The 19,485-nt window shown below is 70.3% G+C and carries 17 protein-coding genes; 5 read left to right on the top strand and 12 right to left on the bottom strand.

The genetic code is table 11. The features are described 5' to 3' along the window. Nucleotides 1–59: 59 nt before the first annotated feature. The 4 genes from NC595_RS14685 to NC595_RS14670 all read right to left on the bottom strand — a co-directional run bounded on the left by NC595_RS14685 (nucleotide 60) and on the right by NC595_RS14670 (nucleotide 3,753). Entirely contained in the window at nucleotides 60–1,355 is a 1,296-nt protein-coding gene (locus NC595_RS14685; RefSeq protein WP_253567684.1) for a type II toxin-antitoxin system HipA family toxin, read from the bottom strand. Then, the gene (locus tag NC595_RS14680) at nucleotides 1,352–1,600 is read right to left on the bottom strand and encodes a type II toxin-antitoxin system Y4mF family antitoxin (RefSeq protein WP_253567683.1); all 249 of its coding nucleotides are present in this window, start codon (nucleotides 1,598–1,600) and stop codon (nucleotides 1,352–1,354) included. The genes NC595_RS14685 and NC595_RS14680 overlap by 4 nt, the downstream gene beginning before the upstream one ends. A 258-nt stretch (nucleotides 1,601–1,858) precedes the next feature. Further along, a complete protein-coding gene (locus tag NC595_RS14675) occupies nucleotides 1,859–2,620 on the bottom strand; it encodes a LytR/AlgR family response regulator transcription factor (RefSeq protein ID WP_253567682.1) in 762 nt (253 codons plus the stop codon). After that, nucleotides 2,617–3,753 carry a sensor histidine kinase gene (locus tag NC595_RS14670; protein WP_253567680.1) on the bottom strand — a complete coding sequence of 379 codons (1,137 nt, stop codon included), beginning with the start codon at nucleotides 3,751–3,753 and terminating at the stop codon, nucleotides 2,617–2,619. The genes NC595_RS14675 and NC595_RS14670 overlap by 4 nt, the downstream gene beginning before the upstream one ends. Nucleotides 3,754–3,889: 136 nt before the next feature. Here NC595_RS14670 and NC595_RS14665 point away from each other — a divergent pair, with 136 nt between their 5' ends. From NC595_RS14665 to NC595_RS14650, 4 genes are all read left to right on the top strand, one after another. Continuing rightward, nucleotides 3,890–5,731: a chloride channel protein gene (locus tag NC595_RS14665; RefSeq protein WP_253567678.1), complete on the top strand. Its 1,842-nt coding sequence runs from the start codon at nucleotides 3,890–3,892 to the stop codon at nucleotides 5,729–5,731. Between the two features lie 102 nt (nucleotides 5,732–5,833). Then, nucleotides 5,834–8,020, top strand: coding sequence for a putative bifunctional diguanylate cyclase/phosphodiesterase (locus NC595_RS14660; protein WP_253567676.1), 2,187 nt, complete (start codon nucleotides 5,834–5,836; stop codon nucleotides 8,018–8,020). A 133-nt stretch (nucleotides 8,021–8,153) separates the two neighbouring features. Next, on the top strand, nucleotides 8,154–9,149 hold the full coding sequence (locus tag NC595_RS14655) for an Lnb N-terminal periplasmic domain-containing protein (RefSeq protein ID WP_253567674.1): 996 nt from the start codon (nucleotides 8,154–8,156) through the stop codon (nucleotides 9,147–9,149). Continuing rightward, on the top strand, nucleotides 9,146–9,658 hold the full coding sequence (locus NC595_RS14650) for a DUF1697 domain-containing protein (protein ID WP_253567672.1): 513 nt from the start codon (nucleotides 9,146–9,148) through the stop codon (nucleotides 9,656–9,658). The genes NC595_RS14655 and NC595_RS14650 overlap by 4 nt, the downstream gene beginning before the upstream one ends. Before the next feature lie 277 nt (nucleotides 9,659–9,935). On the opposite strand, the gene NC595_RS14645 is transcribed toward NC595_RS14650, so the two are convergent. Continuing rightward, nucleotides 9,936–11,120, bottom strand: a complete 1,185-nt coding sequence (locus NC595_RS14645) for an OprO/OprP family phosphate-selective porin (RefSeq protein WP_253567670.1) — start codon at nucleotides 11,118–11,120, stop codon at nucleotides 9,936–9,938. 101 nt (nucleotides 11,121–11,221) lie between these two features. On the opposite strand from NC595_RS14645, the gene NC595_RS14640 reads away from it, so the two are divergent. After that, nucleotides 11,222–12,010, top strand: a complete 789-nt coding sequence (locus NC595_RS14640) for a TOBE domain-containing protein (protein WP_253567668.1) — start codon at nucleotides 11,222–11,224, stop codon at nucleotides 12,008–12,010. A 5-nt stretch (nucleotides 12,011–12,015) separates the two neighbouring features. On the opposite strand, the gene NC595_RS14635 is transcribed toward NC595_RS14640, so the two are convergent. The 7 genes from NC595_RS14635 to NC595_RS14605 form a co-directional block, all read right to left on the bottom strand. Continuing rightward, nucleotides 12,016–12,696, bottom strand: coding sequence for a sulfate/molybdate ABC transporter ATP-binding protein (locus NC595_RS14635; protein WP_253567666.1), 681 nt, complete (start codon nucleotides 12,694–12,696; stop codon nucleotides 12,016–12,018). Next, nucleotides 12,696–13,373 carry a molybdate ABC transporter permease subunit gene (modB, locus tag NC595_RS14630; RefSeq protein WP_253567664.1) on the bottom strand — a complete coding sequence of 226 codons (678 nt, stop codon included), beginning with the start codon at nucleotides 13,371–13,373 and terminating at the stop codon, nucleotides 12,696–12,698. The genes NC595_RS14635 and modB overlap by 1 nt, the downstream gene beginning before the upstream one ends. A gap of 4 nt (nucleotides 13,374–13,377) precedes the next feature. Continuing rightward, nucleotides 13,378–14,136 (bottom strand): molybdate ABC transporter substrate-binding protein, encoded by a 759-nt coding sequence (modA, locus tag NC595_RS14625; protein ID WP_253567662.1) that lies wholly within the window; start codon nucleotides 14,134–14,136, stop codon nucleotides 13,378–13,380. A 70-nt stretch (nucleotides 14,137–14,206) separates the two neighbouring features. After that, nucleotides 14,207–15,439 carry an MFS transporter gene (locus tag NC595_RS14620; RefSeq protein ID WP_253567659.1) on the bottom strand — a complete coding sequence of 411 codons (1,233 nt, stop codon included), beginning with the start codon at nucleotides 15,437–15,439 and terminating at the stop codon, nucleotides 14,207–14,209. Further along, the gene (locus NC595_RS14615) at nucleotides 15,436–16,068 is read right to left on the bottom strand and encodes a nucleotidyltransferase family protein (RefSeq protein WP_253567658.1); all 633 of its coding nucleotides are present in this window, start codon (nucleotides 16,066–16,068) and stop codon (nucleotides 15,436–15,438) included. Before NC595_RS14615 ends, NC595_RS14620 begins: the two co-directional genes overlap by 4 nt. Beyond that, a complete protein-coding gene (locus NC595_RS14610; RefSeq protein ID WP_253567648.1) occupies nucleotides 16,065–17,159 on the bottom strand; it encodes an XdhC family protein in 1,095 nt (364 codons plus the stop codon). The genes NC595_RS14615 and NC595_RS14610 overlap by 4 nt, the downstream gene beginning before the upstream one ends. A 101-nt stretch (nucleotides 17,160–17,260) precedes the next feature. Continuing rightward, nucleotides 17,261–19,483 carry a xanthine dehydrogenase family protein molybdopterin-binding subunit gene (locus NC595_RS14605; RefSeq protein ID WP_253567646.1) on the bottom strand — a complete coding sequence of 741 codons (2,223 nt, stop codon included), beginning with the start codon at nucleotides 19,481–19,483 and terminating at the stop codon, nucleotides 17,261–17,263. Between the last annotated feature and the right edge of the window lie 2 nt (nucleotides 19,484–19,485).

Genomic DNA, 19,485 nt, shown 5'->3' with positions numbered 1-19,485 from the left:
TAATTAAATTCGGCCTTCGTCTGGTAGTGGCCGCCTGCCTAATGAGGCACGTCCACTTCTCATTTTTTGGCGGTGCGCGCCGAAGATTCGAAGCACGCGACAGCGCGAGCGACGTTCTTCGCGATGGCGTCGCTGGCGCTATCCAGCAATGTGCGTTCGGCGCCGTCGTTCACTAGCGCGGTGACCACGTCGGGCAGGTGGTGGTGAATTTCTTCCGCCATCTGCCGTAGGCGTGCCCGCATGAAGGGAAGCTTGTAGCCGGTGGACGCGGCGAGGGCTTCCCAGTCGCGGTAGTCCACCTGATCGATCGCCTTGGCGTGGCCGATGTTCATGGCGGGCACCCGATCTACGTAGCGTTCCGGCACCGCGATGGTCGGCACCAGATCGTAGAACGGCGCCAGCTGGCGGCGCCCGTCCTGCGGGGTCAGCAGCGCCAGGTTTTTTGCATGGGCGTCGGCGTTGCCGATGAGGGTGTTGTAGATCACCCAGTCGAGAAAATGCCGGATGGCGAGGGGCCCCAGCCGCAGCTGAAAACGGATGAGGTTGGCGCACGCCGCCAGGGAGGGGCCGCCTTGCACCTCGTACTTCTGTTCGCTGGGGTGCCCCAGCGCCTGGCAGAAATCTTCCTGGTGCAACCGGACGGGATCACCCGTTGGACCGACCGCACGGTCGTAGCGCGCGACCAGCAGGGCCTTTTCTCCGGCCACGGTTCGCAGCTCGGTGTGGGCGACCGGCAAGCCCAGCGCACGCGCCAAGGTCAGGCCCAGTGCTTCGAGGTCGCGAAGGCCCGGTAAGCGGTGGCTGTCGGGCTTGAGGATGTGCGTGGTCAGCTCGCCAGTGGCGGGCATGCGGATGACCCCGTCGGCATGCACCACCACGGCGATCTTGTCCTGCGCCCCGGCCAGGGACAGGCGCCGAGGCGTGCCGACGAGCGCCATCTCCGCGGCGCTGCCGTGCCATCCGCTCTGCAGGAGCTCCGCTTCCAGCGCTTGGGAAGTCAGCGCATCGCCGCCTTCGGCATTGAAATCCGCCGAGAGGCTCACGGCGCCGGCGCACTCGCCGCCGATGGCTGCCAGCAGCGCGAAGTCGTCCCAGACGGGGAGTTTCAAGCGCGCGCAAATGGCCTCGCGGATCATGCCCTCCGGCAAGAGGTTGCCGAACCAGTTGCGAACCACGGCGCCTTCGAATGGCGCGCGCTGCAGCGGCAGGCTCACAGAGAGCGCAACGGCCTGCTCGTGGGCGAGGTAGGCGGCATCGTATTCAAAGCGCCAGTCTTCCGGCGCGCGTACCGACCCGGCCACGCCGAGCACGCCGGCATAGCGACCGAAGATGCGGACGTAGAGGATCTCCATCATGGGCTGACGTCCGAGACCGAAAGACGAAGCCCCAGTGCAGCAAGCACCTGCAGCACCTTGTTGAGTGCCACCGTGGGCTTGCCGCCCTCGAGTGCGATCAGAAAGCCCAGGCTCACGCCGGACAGCCCGGCCAGGTCGGCCTGGGTCAGTGCGTGGCGTTTGCGTGCGGCCCGCACCGCGGCGGCCAGGGCCCGGATGTCGGCGTACTCCGCTTCCATGCCGCTCGGTTGATGTTTGGCGCTCACGGCTGGTTCCTCGACCATATACACGATCGTGAATATCTGGCGGTCCAAGCGACGAGTCAAGAGAAATATCCATGATCGTGAATATTTCGCTTGAGCCCACAGGTTTGGCTGAAAATATCCACGAACGTGAATATTTACTACGCGGGAAAGGGGACGTGGCTAATTAAGCCAACCCTTGGCGAAGGGCAGGATGGATTCCCGCGTTCGCGGGAATGACGGTGAGGGGAGTCGGGGCATGGGCCGGGCTGGCGCGCGGCTTCAGCGTCCGCGCAAGCTTTCCGGCAACGCCTCCCGATAGCGCCGACTCACCATCACCGTGGTCCCGTCGCGCAAGGTGAGCTCCGCATCCCCATGCCCCCGCGGCGTGAGCGCCGCGATCTGGTCGGCGCGGACCAGGTAGCTGCGGTGCACGCGCAGGAACTGCGCGGGGTGCAGCTGGCTGGCCAGTTGGGTGAGGGTGGCGCGCATCAGGTAGCTGCGTTGCGGGGTGTGCAGTTCCACGTAGTTGCCGCTGCCGACCAGGTGGGTCACTTCGTCCAGCGGCACCACCACGCGTTGGCCGCGTTCGGTGACCACCAGCGGCGGCGGGTTGAACGCCGGTGCGGGCATGGCGGCCTGCAGACGTCGCAGGTCTTCTTCGGCGGGTAGCGGGTCGGTGTCGGCGAGGCGGGCGCGCAGGCGGTCTAGCGTGGCGGCGAGGCGCGGGGCGTCGAAGGGTTTGAGCAGGTAGTCGACGGCGGCGACTTCGAACGCGCGCAGCGCGTGCTCGTGGTAGGCGGTGGCGAACACCAGCAGCGGCCATGGGGGCGGCAACTGGTCCAGCAGATCGAAGCTGGTGGATTCGCCCAGTGCGATGTCCAGGAACAGCGCGTCGGCGTGGGCGCCGGGCAGGGTGGCGAGCGCGGCGGGCAGGGTGTCGGCTTCCAGCACGACGTCGACGTCAGCGTGATCGGCCAGCAGGCGGCGCAGCCGGGCGCGGGCGGGGGCTTCGTCTTCCACGATGGCCAGGCGCAGGGTCATGCCTTCGGCTCCGCAGTCCACGGTTCCAGCGGCAGGGTGATGTCCACCGCGGTGCCGCCGTGCGTGCCGGGGCCGATGTGCCAGGTGTGGCGATCCGGGTAGAGCAGGGCGAGGCGTTCGCGCACGTTGGCCAGGCCGACGCCGGGTTGTGCATCGGCGGCGAAGCCGACGCCGTCGTCTTCCACGCGGCAGTGCAGTTGCTCGCCGTCGCCGCGCAGGGCGACGGTGAGCCGGCCGCGGCCGTTGCGCAGGCCGTGGCGGAACGCGTTTTCCACCAACGGCTGCAGCAGCAGGCGCGGCAGGCGCATGGCGTCGAGCCCTTCGTCCACGCGTATATCGACGTGCAGCAGGCCGGGTTGGCGCTCGGCCATCAGCGCGGTGTAGGCGCGCAGCCAATGCACTTCGTCGGACACGCGCACGAAGGCGGAGCCGTCGGCGGTCATCGCCGTGCGCAGCAGGTCGGACAGCGCCACGATCATGCGGTCGGCGGCGGGCACGTCTTCGTACATGCGGTTGGAGATGGCGTTGAGCGTGTTGAACACGAAATGCGGCTCGATCTGCGCGGCCAGGTGCGCCAGCTTCGCCTCGCTCAGGGCGCGGCGCAGTTCGAGTGCTTCGAGCTGGTGGCGGCGGCGCTCGCGGATGGTGCGGATCAACGCGCAGGCGACGACCAGGCTGAGGTAGGTGATGAGGTCTTTCTGGAACTCGTAGACCAGCCCGATCCACACCTCGCCGAAGTCGTACGACGCGCCCATCGCCGCGTACACCGCCTTGCGGATCGCCACGATGATGGCCACGTGCACCAGCGAGAACAACACTGCCGCCGGCAGGTGCACCAGCATGCGTCGCCACGCGCCGGGGCCGGTGATCCTGCAGCGTGATTCGAACCAGCCGACCGCTAGCGCCAGCGCACCGACCACCAGCGCGCTGCTCAACTCCCACGTGTAGTAGTGCCAGGCCACCGCGCCGGGGTTGTCGCGCTGGCTGATCCACACATTGGTGCCCAGCCACAGGCCGATGAAGGTCCAGCCGGCGAAATAGAGCACCAGCCACAGCGGGCGGCTGAGCAGGGTCATGCGCACGGAGCGCGGCTCGGGCGTGGCGTCGAGGCGGGCTGGGGAAAGGGTCGACATGGCGCCGCGGCTGGCTGGGAAGTCGGTATTGATAGCGTGGTGCAAGGTGGTGCGCTACCCCTGTTCATTTTCCAGCCAGCTACGAAGGCGATATCCGCGTAGCCTTTCGCGGCTGCATCCTCTGGCTTGAACTCCCATGACCGATCATTCCGACGCCCCGCACTCGCGTGCGGCGATTCCGCTCGCGCCTTCGCTGGATTCCACGCTGGCCGAGGCGCACCTGCCGCGCCGCTTCCGTCCGCTGGACCGCCGCGTACTGGGCATCACCCTGGCCGCCATGGTGCTCGGTGCCGTGGTCGCCGGGGTGGCGTGGCTGCTCACTGCTCTCATCGGGCTGATCACCAACCTGTCGTTCTATGGCCGCTGGGACACCGTGTTGAGCAGCCCGGCCGGCCATCACCTGGGCCTGTGGGTGATCGCGGTGCCGGTGGTCGGCGGGCTGATCGTGGGCGTGATGGCGCGCTGGGGTTCGCGGGCGATCCGCGGCCACGGCATCCCCGAGGCGATGGAGCAGATCCTGCTCAATGAGAGCCGCATTCCGCCGCGCATGACCTGGCTGAAGCCGGTGTCCTCCGCCGTCGCCATCGGCACCGGCGGCCCGTTCGGCGCCGAGGGGCCGATCATCGCCACCGGCGGGGCGCTCGGCTCGCTGCTCGGCCAGCTCGCCCACGTCACCGCCGACGAACGCAAGACGTTGCTCGCCGCCGGCGCCGCCGCGGGCATGGCGGCGGTGTTTGCCGCGCCGGTGTCCTCGGTGCTGCTGTCGATCGAGCTGCTGCTGTTCGAGCGCCGTGCCCGCTCGCTGATCCCGGTGGCGCTGGCGGCGTTCGTCGGCACCGGGGTGCGCTTCATGCTGGAGGGCAGCGAACCGATGTTCCCGATGCCGGACGTGGCCGCGGCCGCGCCCGGTGCGCTGGGCGTCTACGTGCTGCTGGGCGTGCTGATCGGCGTGGTCAGCGTAGGCGTCACCAAACTCTGCTACGGCATCGAGGATGCCTTCGAAAAGCTGCCGATCCATTGGATGTGGTGGCCGGCGCTGGGCGGCCTGGCCGTGGGGCTGATCGGCTACGTGCAGCCGCTGACGCTCGGCGTGGGCTACGCCAACATCACCACCGCGATCGGCGGCACGCTGGGCGTGTCTGCCCTGCTGATGCTGTGCGTGGCCAAGCTCGCCTCATGGTCGATCGCACTGGGCAGCGGCACCTCCGGCGGCACGCTGGCGCCGCTGTTCACCATCGGCAGCACGCTGGGCGGGGCGATCGGCCTGGGGGTGGCGCAGGCGATGCCGTGGCTGCATGTCGATCCGCGGATGGCCGCGCTGGTGTGCATGGCGGCGATCTTCGCCGGCGCCTCGCGCGCCTTCCTCACCTCGGTGGTGTTCGCCTTCGAGACCACGCTGCAGCCGCACGGCCTGCTGCCGCTGCTCGGTGCGTGCGCGGCGGCCTACCTGGTGTCCGGGCTGATGATGCGCAACACGATCATGACCGAGAAGATCGTGCGCCGCGGCGTGCGGGTGCCGTCGGACTACAGCGCCGACCCGCTGGACCGCATCGCGGTGGGTGAGGCATGCACGCGCGAGGTGGTGTCTCTGCGCGCCGGCCAGAGCATGGCCGAACTGCGCGCCTGGCTGGCCCGTGGCGAGGACGTCTCGCGCCACCAGGGCTTCCCGGTGCTCGACGATGAGGGACGGGCGATCGGTGTGCTGACCCGGCGCAACCTCTTCGATGCCACGGTGCCCGACACCGCCACTGTGGGCAGCCTGGTCACACGCCCGCCATTGGCCGTGCGCGAGGACCACAGCCTGCGCGAGGCGGCCGATCACATGGTGGCCGCCGACGTGGGTCGGCTGATCGTGCTGGCCGCGGGCGGCGAAATGCGGATGGTCGGCATACTGACCCGAAGCGATCTGCTCGCGGCCCACGGCCAGCGGCTGCGCGAGGCCCGTGAGCGAAGCCGCCACCTCCGCGCGAAGCGCTGACAGTTTTCCCAGTTGCCTGCGTGCGGGCGCTGGAGGATGCTCTGCGCCCAGGCGGGCCGGCGTGGGGAGGGGCCCGGAGCAATCTCCGACGAAGGAATCGTGGTGACTGCAAGGCCGGCGCTGTGGTGCGCGATCGCGGTGTTCATGCTGCTGCTGCCGATGACGGCGGCCGGCAAGGTATTGCGCGTCGTCGGTGACGACAACTATCCCCCGTACCTGTTTCTCGGCAGCGACGGCAAGCCCCGCGGCTACGTCGTGGACGAGTGGAAACTGTGGGAGAAGAAGACCGGCGTGCACGTGGAACTGGTCGCCACCGACTGGGCCGACGCGCAGCAGCGCCTGCAGTCCGGCCAGGCCGACGTGATCGACATGATCTTCCGCACACCGGAACGCGAGGCGCTGTACGACTTCACCGAGCCGTTCGCCACCGTGCACGTGGGCGTTTACGTGGATGCGGGCATCACCGGCATCGACGGGCCGGACGCGCTGTCGGGCTTCAACGTTGGCGTGGAGCGCGGTGACGCTTGCGTGGACCGCCTGCACCGGGCCGGGGTGGATTCGCTGCACGAGTACCCGGGCTACGCCGACATCATCGGCGCCGCGCAGCGGTTGGACATCCGCATCTTCTGCATGGACGAGCTGCCCGCGGCGTACTACCTGTACCGGCTGCAGGGCGACACGCGCTTCGTCAAGGCGTTCGACTTCTACACCGACGAGTTCCGCCGCGGCGTGCGCAAGGGCGACACGAAAACGCTTGCGCTGGTCGAACACGGCATGGCGATGATCACCCCGGCCGAGCGCGAGGCACTCAAACGCAAGTGGATGGGGCGGTCGCTGGACTTTGCGCCGTACATGCGCCTGGCCGGCTACGCGCTGCTGGTGGCGATCGGCCTGGGTGTGGCGCTGTTGCTGTGGGGCCTGTCGTTGCGCCGGGCGGTGGAGCGGCGCACCCGCGACCTCGAGCACCTGGCCCACCACGATGCGCTGACCGGCCTGCCGAACCGGCGCATGCTGCAGTTCCGGCTCGACCAGCTCACCGGCCAGGCGAACGCCTCGCCGCTGGCGCTGCTGGCGGTGGACCTGGACAACTTCAAGCGTGTCAACGAGAGCCTGGGGCACGCCGCTGGCGACCTCTTGCTGCAGGGGGCCGCGAAGCGCCTCGGCGACGCCGTGCCCGAGCATGACCTCATCGCCCATCTTGGCGGTGACGAGTTCGTGGTGCTGCTGGCCAGCAACGTCACCGCGATGAGCGTGTCGGCCACCGCCGGGCGCATCCAGCGTGCCTTGTCCGAGCCGTATCCGCTGGACGGCAGCGAGGTGGTGGTCGGCGCCAGCATCGGCGTGAGCCTGTGCCCGGTGGACGGGCGCGATGGCGCCACGTTGCTCAGGAATGCCGATGCGGCGCTGGATCGGGCCAAGCGGTCCGGGGCGGGCGACTGCCGCTTCTACAACCGCTCGCTGACCGACCAGGCGAGCAGCTGGCTGCAACTGGGCGTGAAGCTGCGCCGCGCGATCCAGGACGGCGCCTTCGAGCTGCACTACCAGCCGCAGATCGACCTGCGCAGCGGACGCGTGGTGGCGGCGGAAGCGCTGCTGCGCTGGCCCGATGGCGAGCCGGACTGGATGCCCGAGCATTTCATCCCCTATGCGGAGGAAACCGGACTGATCGAACCCATCGGCGAGTGGGTGCTGGAGCATGCGGTGCGGCAACTGGCCCAGTGGAGGGCCGACGGCCTGCCGTCGTTCCGCATGGCGGTGAATCTCTCGCCGCGCCAGGCCGTCGATGCGCAACTGCCGCTGTTCCTGGTGCGCGTGCTGGCCGACACGGGCCTGTCGCCGGAACTGCTCGAGCTGCAGATCGCCGAGAGCGGCCTGATGGAGCACGGCGCCGCTACCGCGTCGCTGCTGCAGTCGCTGCGGCGCTTGGGCGTAGGGCTGTCCATCGACGACTTCGGCACGGGTTATTCGTCGCTGGCCTACCTGCGCCGGCTGCCGGTGGAGGCGATCAAGCTGGCCCCGAGCTTCCTGGCCGGCCTGCCCGAAGACAGCGGCTCGCGCGCCATCGTCGCCGCAGTGATCGGCATGGCGCACAGCCTGGACATGCGCGTGATTGCCGGGGCAGTGGAGCGCGCCGAGCAGGCGGAATGTCTCGACGAGCTGGGTTGCGATGTGGTGCAGGGCCACCTTTATGCGCATGCCATGCCGGCCGACGAATTCCTCGACTGGTATCGCGCGCATCCGGTCTGCGCGGTTCCGTCCGCCGCGGATATGCCCTTGCAGGGTGCGTGAGCTTCCGTTTGGCCGTCTTTCCGGCGCGGTGGATCGTTCGCGCAGGCATGCGGCGGCCAGGCACTAGACTGCCCGCATGATCGACTCGTCGACGTCCGCTCCTTTTCCCGGTTCATCCCGGCTGCGTCGTGCGATGCATGTCGTGGTTGCGGTGTTCACCGGATTGCTGCTGGCGGCCAGTGGTACGTGGGGCACGCTGGCACTGTGGTACCGCCTGCCCGGTGGTGCTGCGGTCCGCGCGCTGGGCAGCGCGCTGTGGTCGGTGCTGGTGTTGGGCCTGTTGGCGATGGCGGTGATGCGGCGCAGCGGCTGGCCGATCGGGGTCTACCTGGCCGCCTTCGCGCTGCTGCTGGTGTGGTGGGGCTCGATCCGCCCCTCGAACGACCGCATCTGGGCCGACGACGTCGCCCGGCTGATGCGCGGCGAGGTGCACGGCAACCGGGTCACCCTCACCGATGTGCGCAACTTCACCTGGCGCAGTGACGACGACTACGACGTGCGCTGGGAAACCCGCACCTACGACCTGGCCCGGCTGGTGTCGGCCGATGCGATCCTGTCCTACTGGGGCAGCCGGGCCATTGCCCACGCGATGATCTCGTTCGGCTTCGACGACGGCCGCCACGTGGTGTTCTCGGTGGAGATCCGCAAGAAGCGGGGCGAGGCGTTCTCCAGCATCGGCGGCTTCTTCAAGCAGTTCGAGACGGTACTGGTGGCGGCCGAGGAAAACGACATCGTGCGCGTGCGCACCAACGTGCGCGGCGAGGACGACTACCTCTACCCGATGACGCTGGAGCGGCCGACCATGCGCCGGCTGTTCCTCTCCTACGTGGAGGCCGCCAACCGGCTGGCCGAGCGGCCGGCGTTCTACAACACGGTGACATCCAACTGCACCACGCTGGTCTACCGCATGGCGCGGCAGATCAACCCCGGGCTGCCGATGGACATCCGCCTGCTGCTCACCGGCCACCTGCAGGGCTACCTTCGCGACCACGACGCCATCGACACCGGCGAACCGGAAGGCGTGCAGCGCGCCCGCGCCCGCATCACGGAGAAGGCCCGGCGCACCGCGCCGGACGAGGATTTCTCGCGCGCGATCCGCGCATCACACGGAAAGAGGCAGACCCGATGACTCACCGCTATGTGGCGCTGCTGCGCGCCGTCAACGTCGGCGGCACCGGCAAGCTGCCGATGGCCGAACTGAAGGCCATGTGCGAGTCGGCCGGTTTCGCCGGCGTGCGCACCTACATCGCCAGCGGCAACGTGGTGTTCGCGTCGGCGCTGGACGAGGCCGCGGTGAAGGCGGCGCTGGAGCGACAGCTCGCCGCCTACGCCGGCAAGCCGGTCGGCGTGCTGGTCCGCACCGCGCTGGAGATGGCCGGCGTGCTCGCCGCCAATCCGTTTCCGGAGGCACCGGGCAACCGCGTGGTGGCGATCTTCCTCGACGCGCCGCCGCCGAAGGACGCGCTGACGGATGTCCGCGGCCAGGCCGGCGAGCGGCTGGCGCTGGGGCGGCGGGAGATCTACGTGCACTACGGCGACGGCATGGCCGACTCGCGGTTGGCGATCAAGGCGGCGGCCCAGGGGACGGCGCGCAACATGAATACGGTGGGGCGGTTGGCGGCGATGGCGGCGGAGTAGGTTGGAGTGGGGCAGAGTTTTGCTTGTCGTCTTCGTCGTTCGCGCCGCTCCTGCGGCGCAGTGGTTACTTTCTCTTGGCGATCCAAGAGAAAGTGACTCGGTCTCCGCAGGAGAACGAAACGCTCTTCGCTGTTGCTTTCACGGCAAACGCGAAACGGCGAAAGCTCGCCACCGCGAAAGGCGAGCCTGAGAAATTCCGGCCAACCCATCACGCCTGTTGCGATTCACTGGACCGACACTCCCGGCAAAAGCGGGATGTCCGACCAGGCCTCCCCGATCAGAGCGCGATCTGCGCCCGCACCTCGACGATATCCGGATCCACCACCACTCCGCGCCGATCGCTGTGCGCACGCACATAGTTGCCCTGCAGCTTCAGGTACCGGTTGATGTACCAGTTCGCGCCGAGCGTCCAGTTGTGCTCCGCGCCGCCCAGCACCGGCGCGTCGTCCAGGTTCAGCTCGCTGTAGCGCAGCGCCAGCTCCACCGCGCCGTTCGGACCCTTCGGCTTCACGTCGCCGGCGGTGCCGGCCTTGTAGCTGCGCGACTCGCCGGTGAGCACCCAGCTGCCGAACGCGTACCAGCCGCGGCCGTGGCAGGTCGGTCGGCCGTCGTCGAGCCGCACGCGGGCGTCGAGGTATTCGCCCTGCAGCGACCACGGCCCGCCGATCCACAGCGCTTCCAGGCCGGTCCGGCCGATGTGGTCGACCCGCGACAGCGTGCCGGAGTCGACCAGGCGCACGGTGGTGAGGCCGGCTTCCGGTTTCGCGCGCAGGCGTGCGCCCGGCGGCGTGTAGATGTCGCGGCCATCCGTGCTGCCGTGGGGATTTTCGCGCGAGGCGGATATGCCCAGGTGCAGCACGTCGCCGGGTGCGTTGCGCGGCGTCCAGGCAGCGCGCAGCGCGGTCATGCGGCCGTCGGAGCCGCCCTGCAGGTCGCCGGCCCAGTAGTAGCCGGCATTCACCAGCCAGTGCTTGCGGGCGAGCGCCCAGTCCAGGCCGATGCGACGCCCGGCGTAGATCGCCTGGGTCGGCAGCGCGGTTTCCAGGAAGGTGGTGGCACCGGTGCCGGTGTTGCCTTCCAGGCCGACCGGCGTCTTGCTGTAGCCGGCGCGCAGGGCTCCCGCATCGGTGCCGAATAGGGCCTTGGTCTGCACACGGGCGTAGACGTCGAGCCAGTTCCTGGACTGGAAGTCGAACACCGCGATGGCGTCGTACACGCCCTTCCTGCGCACGTAGGCACCGAGCTCCTTGCGGCGGTTGGTCTGCGCGTCGGCCAGCCGACCGTTGTCGCGGGAAAAGCGATCCACGTCGTACTGGTACTTGAAGGCGACGCCGAGATCGGTGCCGTCGGCCAGCACCAGATGCGTGGGCCAGTGCTCGCGGATGTCGTACGACGGCTGGTCGGCGGCGTGGGCCAGCGGGGCGGCGAGGGCCAGGGGGACGGCGAGCGCCAGCCTGTTCATGGAACGACTCCTGCGATGCAACGGGTGACGGTGGTGGCACGGATGCGCCCCGGGGCTAGACTCGGCCGCGGCGCAGGCGGGAATCACGGAGTCGGCAGGCGATGTTCGAACTGAAGGGCATGCTGTCGTTGCATGCGGGCAACCGGCAGGTTGCCGGGCAGGACCGTATCGAGTTGCTGGCGGCGATCGGCGAGAGCGGCAGCATCAGTGCCGCCGCCCGTGCGGTGGGCATGAGCTACAAGGGCGCCTGGGATGCCGTCGACGCGATGAACAACCTCGCCGACGAGCCGCTGGTGGTGCGCGCCGCCGGCGGCCATCGCGGCGGCGGCACCACGCTGACGCCGCGTGGCCAGCGGCTGGTCGAGGCATTCCGCGTCGTGGCCGCCGAGCACGCACGCTACGTGGCCCGGCTCGGTGCCCTCGACGAAGCCTCGTCGCGCGACCTCCAGCTGATGCGCCGCTTCGCCTTGCGCACCAGCGCCCGCAACCAGCTGGCCGGCACCGTCGTCGCCCTCGAACCCGGCGAGGTCAATGACCTGGTCGGGCTGCGTCTGCCTGGCGGTCAGACGCTGCAAGTAACCATCACCCGTGCGAGCACGGAGGAACTGGCGCTGACCGTGGGTGCCGAGGCGATCGCCCTGATCAAGGCCCCGGCGGTGACCCTGGTGCCGGCCGATGACGATGCCGTCGACGGCAACCGGCTGGACGGCTTCGTCGTGGCGATCCATCGCGACGCGGCGGATGCCGAGGTGCGGCTCGAACTGGACGGCGGCGGCGTGCTGATCGCGGTGGTGCCGCAGGAGCGGATCGACGCGCTGCAGCTGGCCGAAGGGCGACCGGCGCGCGCGGTGATCGATGCATCCAGCGTGCTGCTGGGCACTACCGGCTGAGCCGGTCAGCCCGGGCGCGGGCCGGGATGGATGCGCCCGTCGCGGATCTCCAGCACCTGCTGCGCCAGCGCTTCGACGTCGGCCGGGTCGTGGGTGATCATCAGCATCTGCAGGCCCAGCCGCTCCTGCAGCGCGACGAGGCTGCCGCGCAGGCGGCCGCGCAGGGCGGTGTCCAGTGCGGCAAACGGCTCATCGAGCAGCAGCAGCCGCGGCTCCGGCGCCAGGGCGCGGGCCAGTGCCACGCGCTGGCGCTGACCGCCGGAGAGCTGCGAGGGATAGCGCGTGGCGAGGCCGTCGATCTCGAACGCTTCCAGCCAGCGGCGCGCGGCCTCGGGCACGCGCCGCCGCGACGGCTGGCGCAGGCCGGCTCGCAGGCCGAACGCCACGTTCTGCGCCACGGTGAGGTGCGGGAACAGGGCGTAGTCCTGGAACACGTAGCCGACCTGGCGATCGCGAGCCGGCACGTCGACGTCGCGGAAGTCATCGAACAGGGTGCGACCGGCCACGGTGACGTGGCCGCGGTCCGGTCGCAGCAGGCCGGCGATGGCGCGCAGGGTGAGGCTCTTGCCGGCGCCGGAGGGGCCGAACAGCACCAGCCGCCCGGCATCCGAGCGGAACGCCACGTCGAGCGCGAACGGGCGTAGCGGGTCGTCCAGCCGGCGCTGGATGGCGATGTCCAGGCGCATCAGGCGGCCCTCCGCGGGGTGCGTTCGCGGGTCAGCCGGCTGGCGACCAGCAGCGCCGTCACGCAGGTGAGCGAGGCGACCAGCACCAGCAGGTTGGCGCCGGCGTCGTCGCCCGCCTCGATCGCCGAATAGATCGCTACCGACAGCGTCTGCGTGCGGCCGGGCAGGTTGCCGGCGATCATCAGCGTGGCGCCGAACTCGCCCAGCGCCCGGGCGAAGGCGAGCAGGGCGCCGGCGACGATGCCGCGCATGGCCAGTGGCAGCGACACCCGCACGAATACCGCCAGCGGCTTCAGGCCCAGCACTTTCGCCGCGTCCTCCAGTTGCACGTCCACACCTTCGAACGCAGCCCGTGCCGCCTTCTGCACCAGCGGGAAGGCGGCCAGCGTGGCGGCGATCACTGCGCCCTGCCAGGTGAACACGGGGTTGAGGCCCAGGTCGTCGAGCCAGCCGCCGATCAGGCCGCGTCGCCCGAGCAGCACCAGCAGGTAGTAGCCCAGCACGGTCGGTGGCAGCACCAGCGGCAGGGTCAGCAGCGCGTCGACGGTGGCGTTGAGCCGCGAGCGCCAGCGCGACAACCCGTAGGCCACGGTGACGCCAAGCACGAGATTGATCCCGGTCGCCCACAGCGCGACCTTCAGCGACAGCAGCAGTGGCTGCCAGATCTCCGGTCGCACGGCGTCAGGGTGCCAGGAAGCCGAAGCGGGCCATCGCCTGCTGGCCGGCGGCCGAGCGCACGAAATCGATGAAGGACCGCGCCTCGCTGGCACGAGCCGAATGCGCGACGACGGCGATGGGGTAGGTGATCGGCGTGGGCGTGGGCAGGCGCAGCGCCACCTTCACCTTGTCGCCGGCGATGGCGGCGTCGGTGGCGTAGACGAAGCCGGCATCGACCTCGTCGCGCACGACATAGTCCAGGCACTGCCGCACGTTTTGCGCCAGTACTGCCCGCGGCGCCAACTGACCGCTCAGGCCGGCGTCGTGCAGGACGCGCTGCGTGTAGCGTCCCACCGGCACCGATGCCGGGTTGCCCCAGGCGATGCGCTTGAATCCCGGTCCGGCCAGGTCGGCGAGCGCGGTGAGGTGGGTGCGGGTTCCTGTCGGCACGATCACCACCAGCTGGTTGCCGGCGAAGTCGACCCGTGTGCCGGGCACGATGGCACCCTGCGACTGCGCGCGGTCCATCGCCACCTGGTCGGCCGAGGCGTACACGTCGGCCGGCGCGCCATTGAGGATCTGCCGCAGCAAGGTGTCGGAGGAGGCGAAGTTCAGCACCACGTGGGTGCCAGGATGGGCGGCCTCGTAGCTTTTGGCGACGGCCTGGAAGGCATTGGTCAGGCTGGAGGCGGCCGACACCACCAGGTCGTCCGCGCGGGCGCTCCCGAGGGCGGCAAGCGCCAGCAGCAGGGCGGTGAGACGGCGGGTAGGAAAAGCGCGCATGGCGATGCCGGACGTCGTTATTAACCTGGCTATATAACGACGATTCCCGCTGCCGGACAACCGTCCCGGCTCAGCGCGTGCGCAGCATCGCCAGCGTGCCGGCCAGCATCAGGCCGGCGGCGAGCGCGAAGCCGGCGGCGGGCGAGTGCAGGCTCCAGGCCAGCCCCACCGCCGCGCTGGAGACGAACTTGGCCGCGCCGTTCACCGTGCCCAGCGCGCCGTAGCTGGTGGACAGCCGGTCGGCCGGCACCATCGAGGCGGTGACGGTCGATTCCAGCGCCTCCTGCACCGCGGTGTAGAGACCGGCGACCACGAACACCCCGGCGAGCAGCGCCACGCTGTGCACCTGCCGAAGCATCGCAAGCGCCATCAGTCCGCCGGTCAGCGCCCCCAGCGCGTAGCCAGCCACCAGCACGGGCCGGTGGCCGACGCGGTCCGCCAGCGCGCCGATCGGAAACGAGGCCAGCACCTGCACCACGTTGCGGCCCACGTACAGCAGGCCGGCCACCTGCGCGGCTTCCACCACGCCAAGCGACGGCGCCAGCAGGGTGGTTGCGGCGAGGATCAGCAGGCTGTGCGAGAAGTCGCCGACGCCGAACAGGCCGATCGCGGCGAGGTAGCGCTTGAAGCGGGCCGGCAGCTCGCGCAGCGAGCGCATCAGCCGCAGCCCGGGATTGGGCGATTCGCCCGGATCGCGCACCAGCAGCAGGAATGCCAGCACCGCCAGCACGCCCGGGACCAGCGACAGCCACAGCACCAGCCGGAATGGCCAGGCCGGATCGCCGCCGTCCAGCCCGCGCGCCCAGCCGAGCAGGGCGACGCCCAGCAGCGGACCGGCCACCGCGCCCAGCGTGTCGGCGGCCCGGTGAAACCCGAAGGCGCGGCCGCGGGTGGTCTCACTCACCGCCTGCACCACGATGGCGTCGCGCAGCGGCCCGCGCAGTCCCTTGCCGAACCAGGATACCAGCCGGCCGGCGAGCAGCAGCGGCCATCCGGCGGCCAGCGCGATCAGCATCTGGCCCACTGGCGTCAGCGCGTAGCCGGCAACCACCAGCGCCTTGCGGTGGCCGAGCCGATCGGCGAGGTGGCCGGCGACCATCTTGGTGAAGCTGGCCAGCGCATCGGCGGCGCCCTCGATCAGCCCCAGCGCGGCGGCCGGAATGCCGAGCACGGCGAGGAAGCCGGGCAGGATCACCGTGGTCGTCTCGTAGCAGAAATCGCCCAGCGCGCTGGTGAGGCCGGCGCCGGCGACGGTGCGGTTCAACCAGTGGCGGGTGGGTGGCGACGTCGGTGTGGGGTTCACGGGCGGTCCGTCGTGTTGGCGGGCGGGTGGGTGGCTCGGGCCAGGTCGTGCGGCGTATCGATGTCGAGCAGGTCGGCGTCATGATCGCGCGGGTCGAGCAGGATCACGCGGGCGGCCTCGCGCTGCAGCAGCGCGCGGGCGCCGTGCGCCCCGCTGAGTGCGGCGAGCGCGGCGAAGTCGTCGCGGGGGAACAGGACGGGTGGTCCGGCGCGGCCGTCGAGGGTGGTAGCGATGATCCGCCGCGGCGAGCGTGCGTGGGCCTCGAGCAGCGCAGGCAGCAGCCGCGGGCCGATCCAGGGCTGGTCGGCCAGCGCCACCAGCACGCCACTGGCGTGCGGATGCCGCACCTGCACCTCGCGCACGCCAGCGGCCAGCGAGTCGCCCATGCCCCGGGCCCAGTCCGGATGGACATGCAGCTCGAGCGGCAGATCGACCAGCACCTGCGCTACCGCGTCGGCATGGGCGCCGAGCAGCACCCGCACCGGCACGCCGCAGGCCAGCGCCTGGCGGGCGCTGCGACGGATCATCGGCTCGCCGTCGACCTCAGCCAGTTGCTTGATGCCGCCGAAGCGGGCGCCTTCGCCGGCGGCCAGCAGCAGGATCACCGGTGTGCCGTCGGCGGCGTTCATCCGTGGATGGCGCCGTCGTTGTCGCGCAGCGGTCCGCCGCCGCGTCCGTTGAGCACGGCCATGATCTCGGCGGCCACCGCGAGCGCGATCTCCTCCGGCGTTTCCGAACCGATGTCCAGCCCTGCTGGCGCGTGCAGGCGCAGCCCGGCCAGTTCGTGGGCATGCCGCATGCGGGCGACCCGCTCGCGCGATCCCAGTGCGCCGACATAGGCGACCGGCGCATCGCGCAGCGCGGCCAGCCAGGCGATGTCCTGTTCGAGGTTGTGGGTGATCACCACGACCGAGGTATGCCGGTCCAGCGGCAGCGCTTCGCGCAGGCCGTCCGGCGTGGTGCAGAGGCTGCTCAGGCCGGGCAGCGGCTCGTGGCGGCTAAGCCGGTCGGGATCGCTGTCGACCAGGGTGGTCCGCCACCCCAGCGCGCCGGATACCGGCAGCAGCGCACGGGCCGCCGCACTGGAGCCCACCACCACCAGCGCGTGCGGCGGATCGATCGCCTCTACCAACACGTCCAGCTCGCCGCGCGGCGTGGCCAGCCGGTGCGTGCCCGCGCCGCGTCCGGGCCAGTCCGCACAGGCGGCGGCCAGTGCCGCTCGCCATGCCTCGTCACCGGTGCCGTCGAAGCACACCTCGCCGTCGCAGCTAAGCAGGCGGCGCGGTTCCAGCACCTGGCCGTCCACGGCGAGCAGCGTCGCCAGCCGCGCGGAGGCGCGCGATTCCATGCAGCGCGCCAGCGGTGCGGCAAAGTCGGTGGCGCCGGGCGACAGCAGCGGCTCGATGAGGATCTCCAGCTCGCCGCCGCAGCCCATCTCCATCAGCACGTCCAGACCGGAGTCGGCGTTGTAGTGCAGCAGGCGCGGCTGGCCACTGGCGATGGCCTCGCGGGCGCGCAGCTCGATGTCGCGCTGCGGGCAGCCGCCGGACAGCTCGCAGACCAGCCGGCCGTCCTCCAACACCAGCATGTGCGTGCCGGGCCGGCGGAAGGTGGAGCCGCGCGTGCGGGTCAGCGTGGCGAGCGCGGCGCGCGGATGGGCGTCGCCGTGCAGTGCGTGCAGGGCGTCGATCAGCAGGGCCAGTTCGTGCGGCGAATTCATCGGGGGACGGAATCCGTCGGCAGATGCATCGGGCGGGAATCCTGGAGTGGGGCAGGGGTACGCCACGGCGGGCGGCGGCCCGCCGTGGCCGGAGCGCGGTGCTAGACCACGTGCGAGGCCAGCAGGTCCTCGATCTTCACCGGCAGGTCGCGCGCGCGCACGCCGGTGGCGTGATGCACCGCGTTGGCGATCGCCGGGGCCACGCCGGCCAGGCCGATCTCGCCGATGCCGCGGGCGCCGAGCGCATTGAGCTTCGTGTCCGGGTAGTCGAGGAACAGTACGTCGACGTCCGGCATGTCGGCGTGGGTGGTCATGATGTAGTCGGCCAGGTTGCTGTTGATCGCCTTGCCGTGCAGCGGTTCGTAATGGGTGTCCTCGAACAGCGCCATGCCCACGCCCATCGCGATCGCGCCCTCGATCTGGTTGCGCCCGGTGAGCGGGTTGAGGATGCGCCCGGCATCGATCGCGGTGACCACGCGGCTGACCCGCAGCCGGGCGATGGCCGGCTCCCAGGTCACCTCGACGAAGTGCGCGCCGTAGGAGTGCATGGAAAACTTCTTCGCCTCCTTGTCGCCGAAGGTGTTGCGCGACTTGCCCTTGCCTTCGACGTGCGCCAGCCGCGCCTGCTTCAGGATGTCGGCGAACGGCACGCCATCGGCCGGCGTGCCGCTGCGCAGGTGCACGCGGCCCTCGGTGAAGGCGAGCTGCCCGGCTTTCGCCCCGGCGAACGGCCCGTGGCCGGCGGCGGTGTCCAGCAATTGCTTCACCGCGCCGGCCGCGGCCTGCGCCACCGCCGGCACCAGCGAGCCGGTGACCATCGAGCCGCCGGAGAGCGGCCCCGGCGGCAGCGCACTGTCGCCAATCACCACCTGGATGCGCTCGATCGGCACGCCCAGGTCGTGCGCCACCATCTGCGCCAGCATGGTGTAGGTGCCGGTGCCGATGTCCTGCGTGCCGCTGGCCACGCGCACGCTGCCGTCGGCGTTGAGCAGCAGCGACACCTCGGCGTCGAGCCGCTGCGCCATCCACGCGCAGGCGGCCATGCCCCAGCCGAGCACCACGCCGTCGTGCCGCATCGAGCCGATCGCCGGATTGCGCCGCGCCCAGCCGAAGCGCTCGGCGCCGCGAGTCAGGCACTCCTTCATATGGCGCGAGGAGAACGGGATGCCGAGGCTCTCGTCGATTTCCGGCTCGTTGCGCAGACGCAGTTCCACCGGATCGATCTTCAGCGCCAGCGCCAGCTCGTCCATCGCCGACTCGATCGCGAACAGGCCCGGCACCGCACCGGGGCCGCGCATGGCGGTGTTCGGCGCGATGTCGCGGCGGGCGCGGGCGCTGGTGACCTTGAGGTTGGGCGTGGAGTAGAGAAAGGCGGTGACCTCGCCGCAGTCTTCCTTGGAGTCGTCGATGCGCGAGGTGCGGTAGATGAAGTCCTGGCGCAGCGCGATCAGCTTGCCGTCGTGGTTCGCGCCCAGCCGCACGCGCTGCTGGGTGTTGGTGCGGTGGCCGACGTTGTGGAACATCATCTGGCGCGTCACCACCAGCTTGACCGGCTTGCCCAAGTCGCGCGCGGCGGCGGCGGCGAGCAGGGCATGCGGCCAGGGCCACAGCTTGCCGCCGAAGCCGGAGCCGAGGAACTCGGTGACGATGCGCACGTTCTCCTTCGGCACGCCCAGCATCTGCGCCATCACGGCGCGGTGGTTCATGATCGACTGGGTGGTCTCGTACAGCGTGAACGCCTTGCCGTCCCACACCGCCACGCTGGCGTGCAGCTCGATCGGATTGTGGGTTTCCGGCGGCGTGGTGTAGGTCTGGTCGACCGTCACCGGGGCGCTGGCCAGCGCGGCATCGACCTGGCCGCGCTCGGAGTCGGTGGTCTGGTTCTCCTCGGCGGTGAGCTGCATGCGCACGTCCGGCGCGACCACGTTGCGGTAGTCCACCTTCACCGCGCGGGCCGCGGCGGTGGCCTGCTCGAAGGTGTCGGCCACCACCAGCGCCACGTACTGGCCGTAGTAGTGGACGGTGTCGTCCTCGAACGGCGGCCGGCTTTCGTCGATGGTCCCGGACTTGCCGGGTTTGTAGAACGTGCCGAGGTTGGCGCGGGTGTAGACCTTGCGCACGCCGGGCATGGCCGCGGCGGCGGAGTCGTCGATGCTGGCGACTTCGCCGCGGGCGACGGTCGCGCCTACCGGTACCGCATAGAGCAGGCCGGGGAAGTGATGATCGGAACTGTAGGTGGCGCGGCCGCTGACCTTCAGCGGGCCGTCCACGCGCGGGATGGAAGCGCCGATGGCGGGCCGGGCGGAGGTGGCGTCGGGGGACATGG

It is taken from the genome of Dyella lutea, assembly GCF_024158035.1.
In the GTDB taxonomy this organism is placed as follows: domain Bacteria; phylum Pseudomonadota; class Gammaproteobacteria; order Xanthomonadales; family Rhodanobacteraceae; genus Dyella_A; species Dyella_A lutea.
Note: the sequence above shows the minus strand (reverse complement) of the source record. Positions and strands in the feature narration are given on the sequence as shown.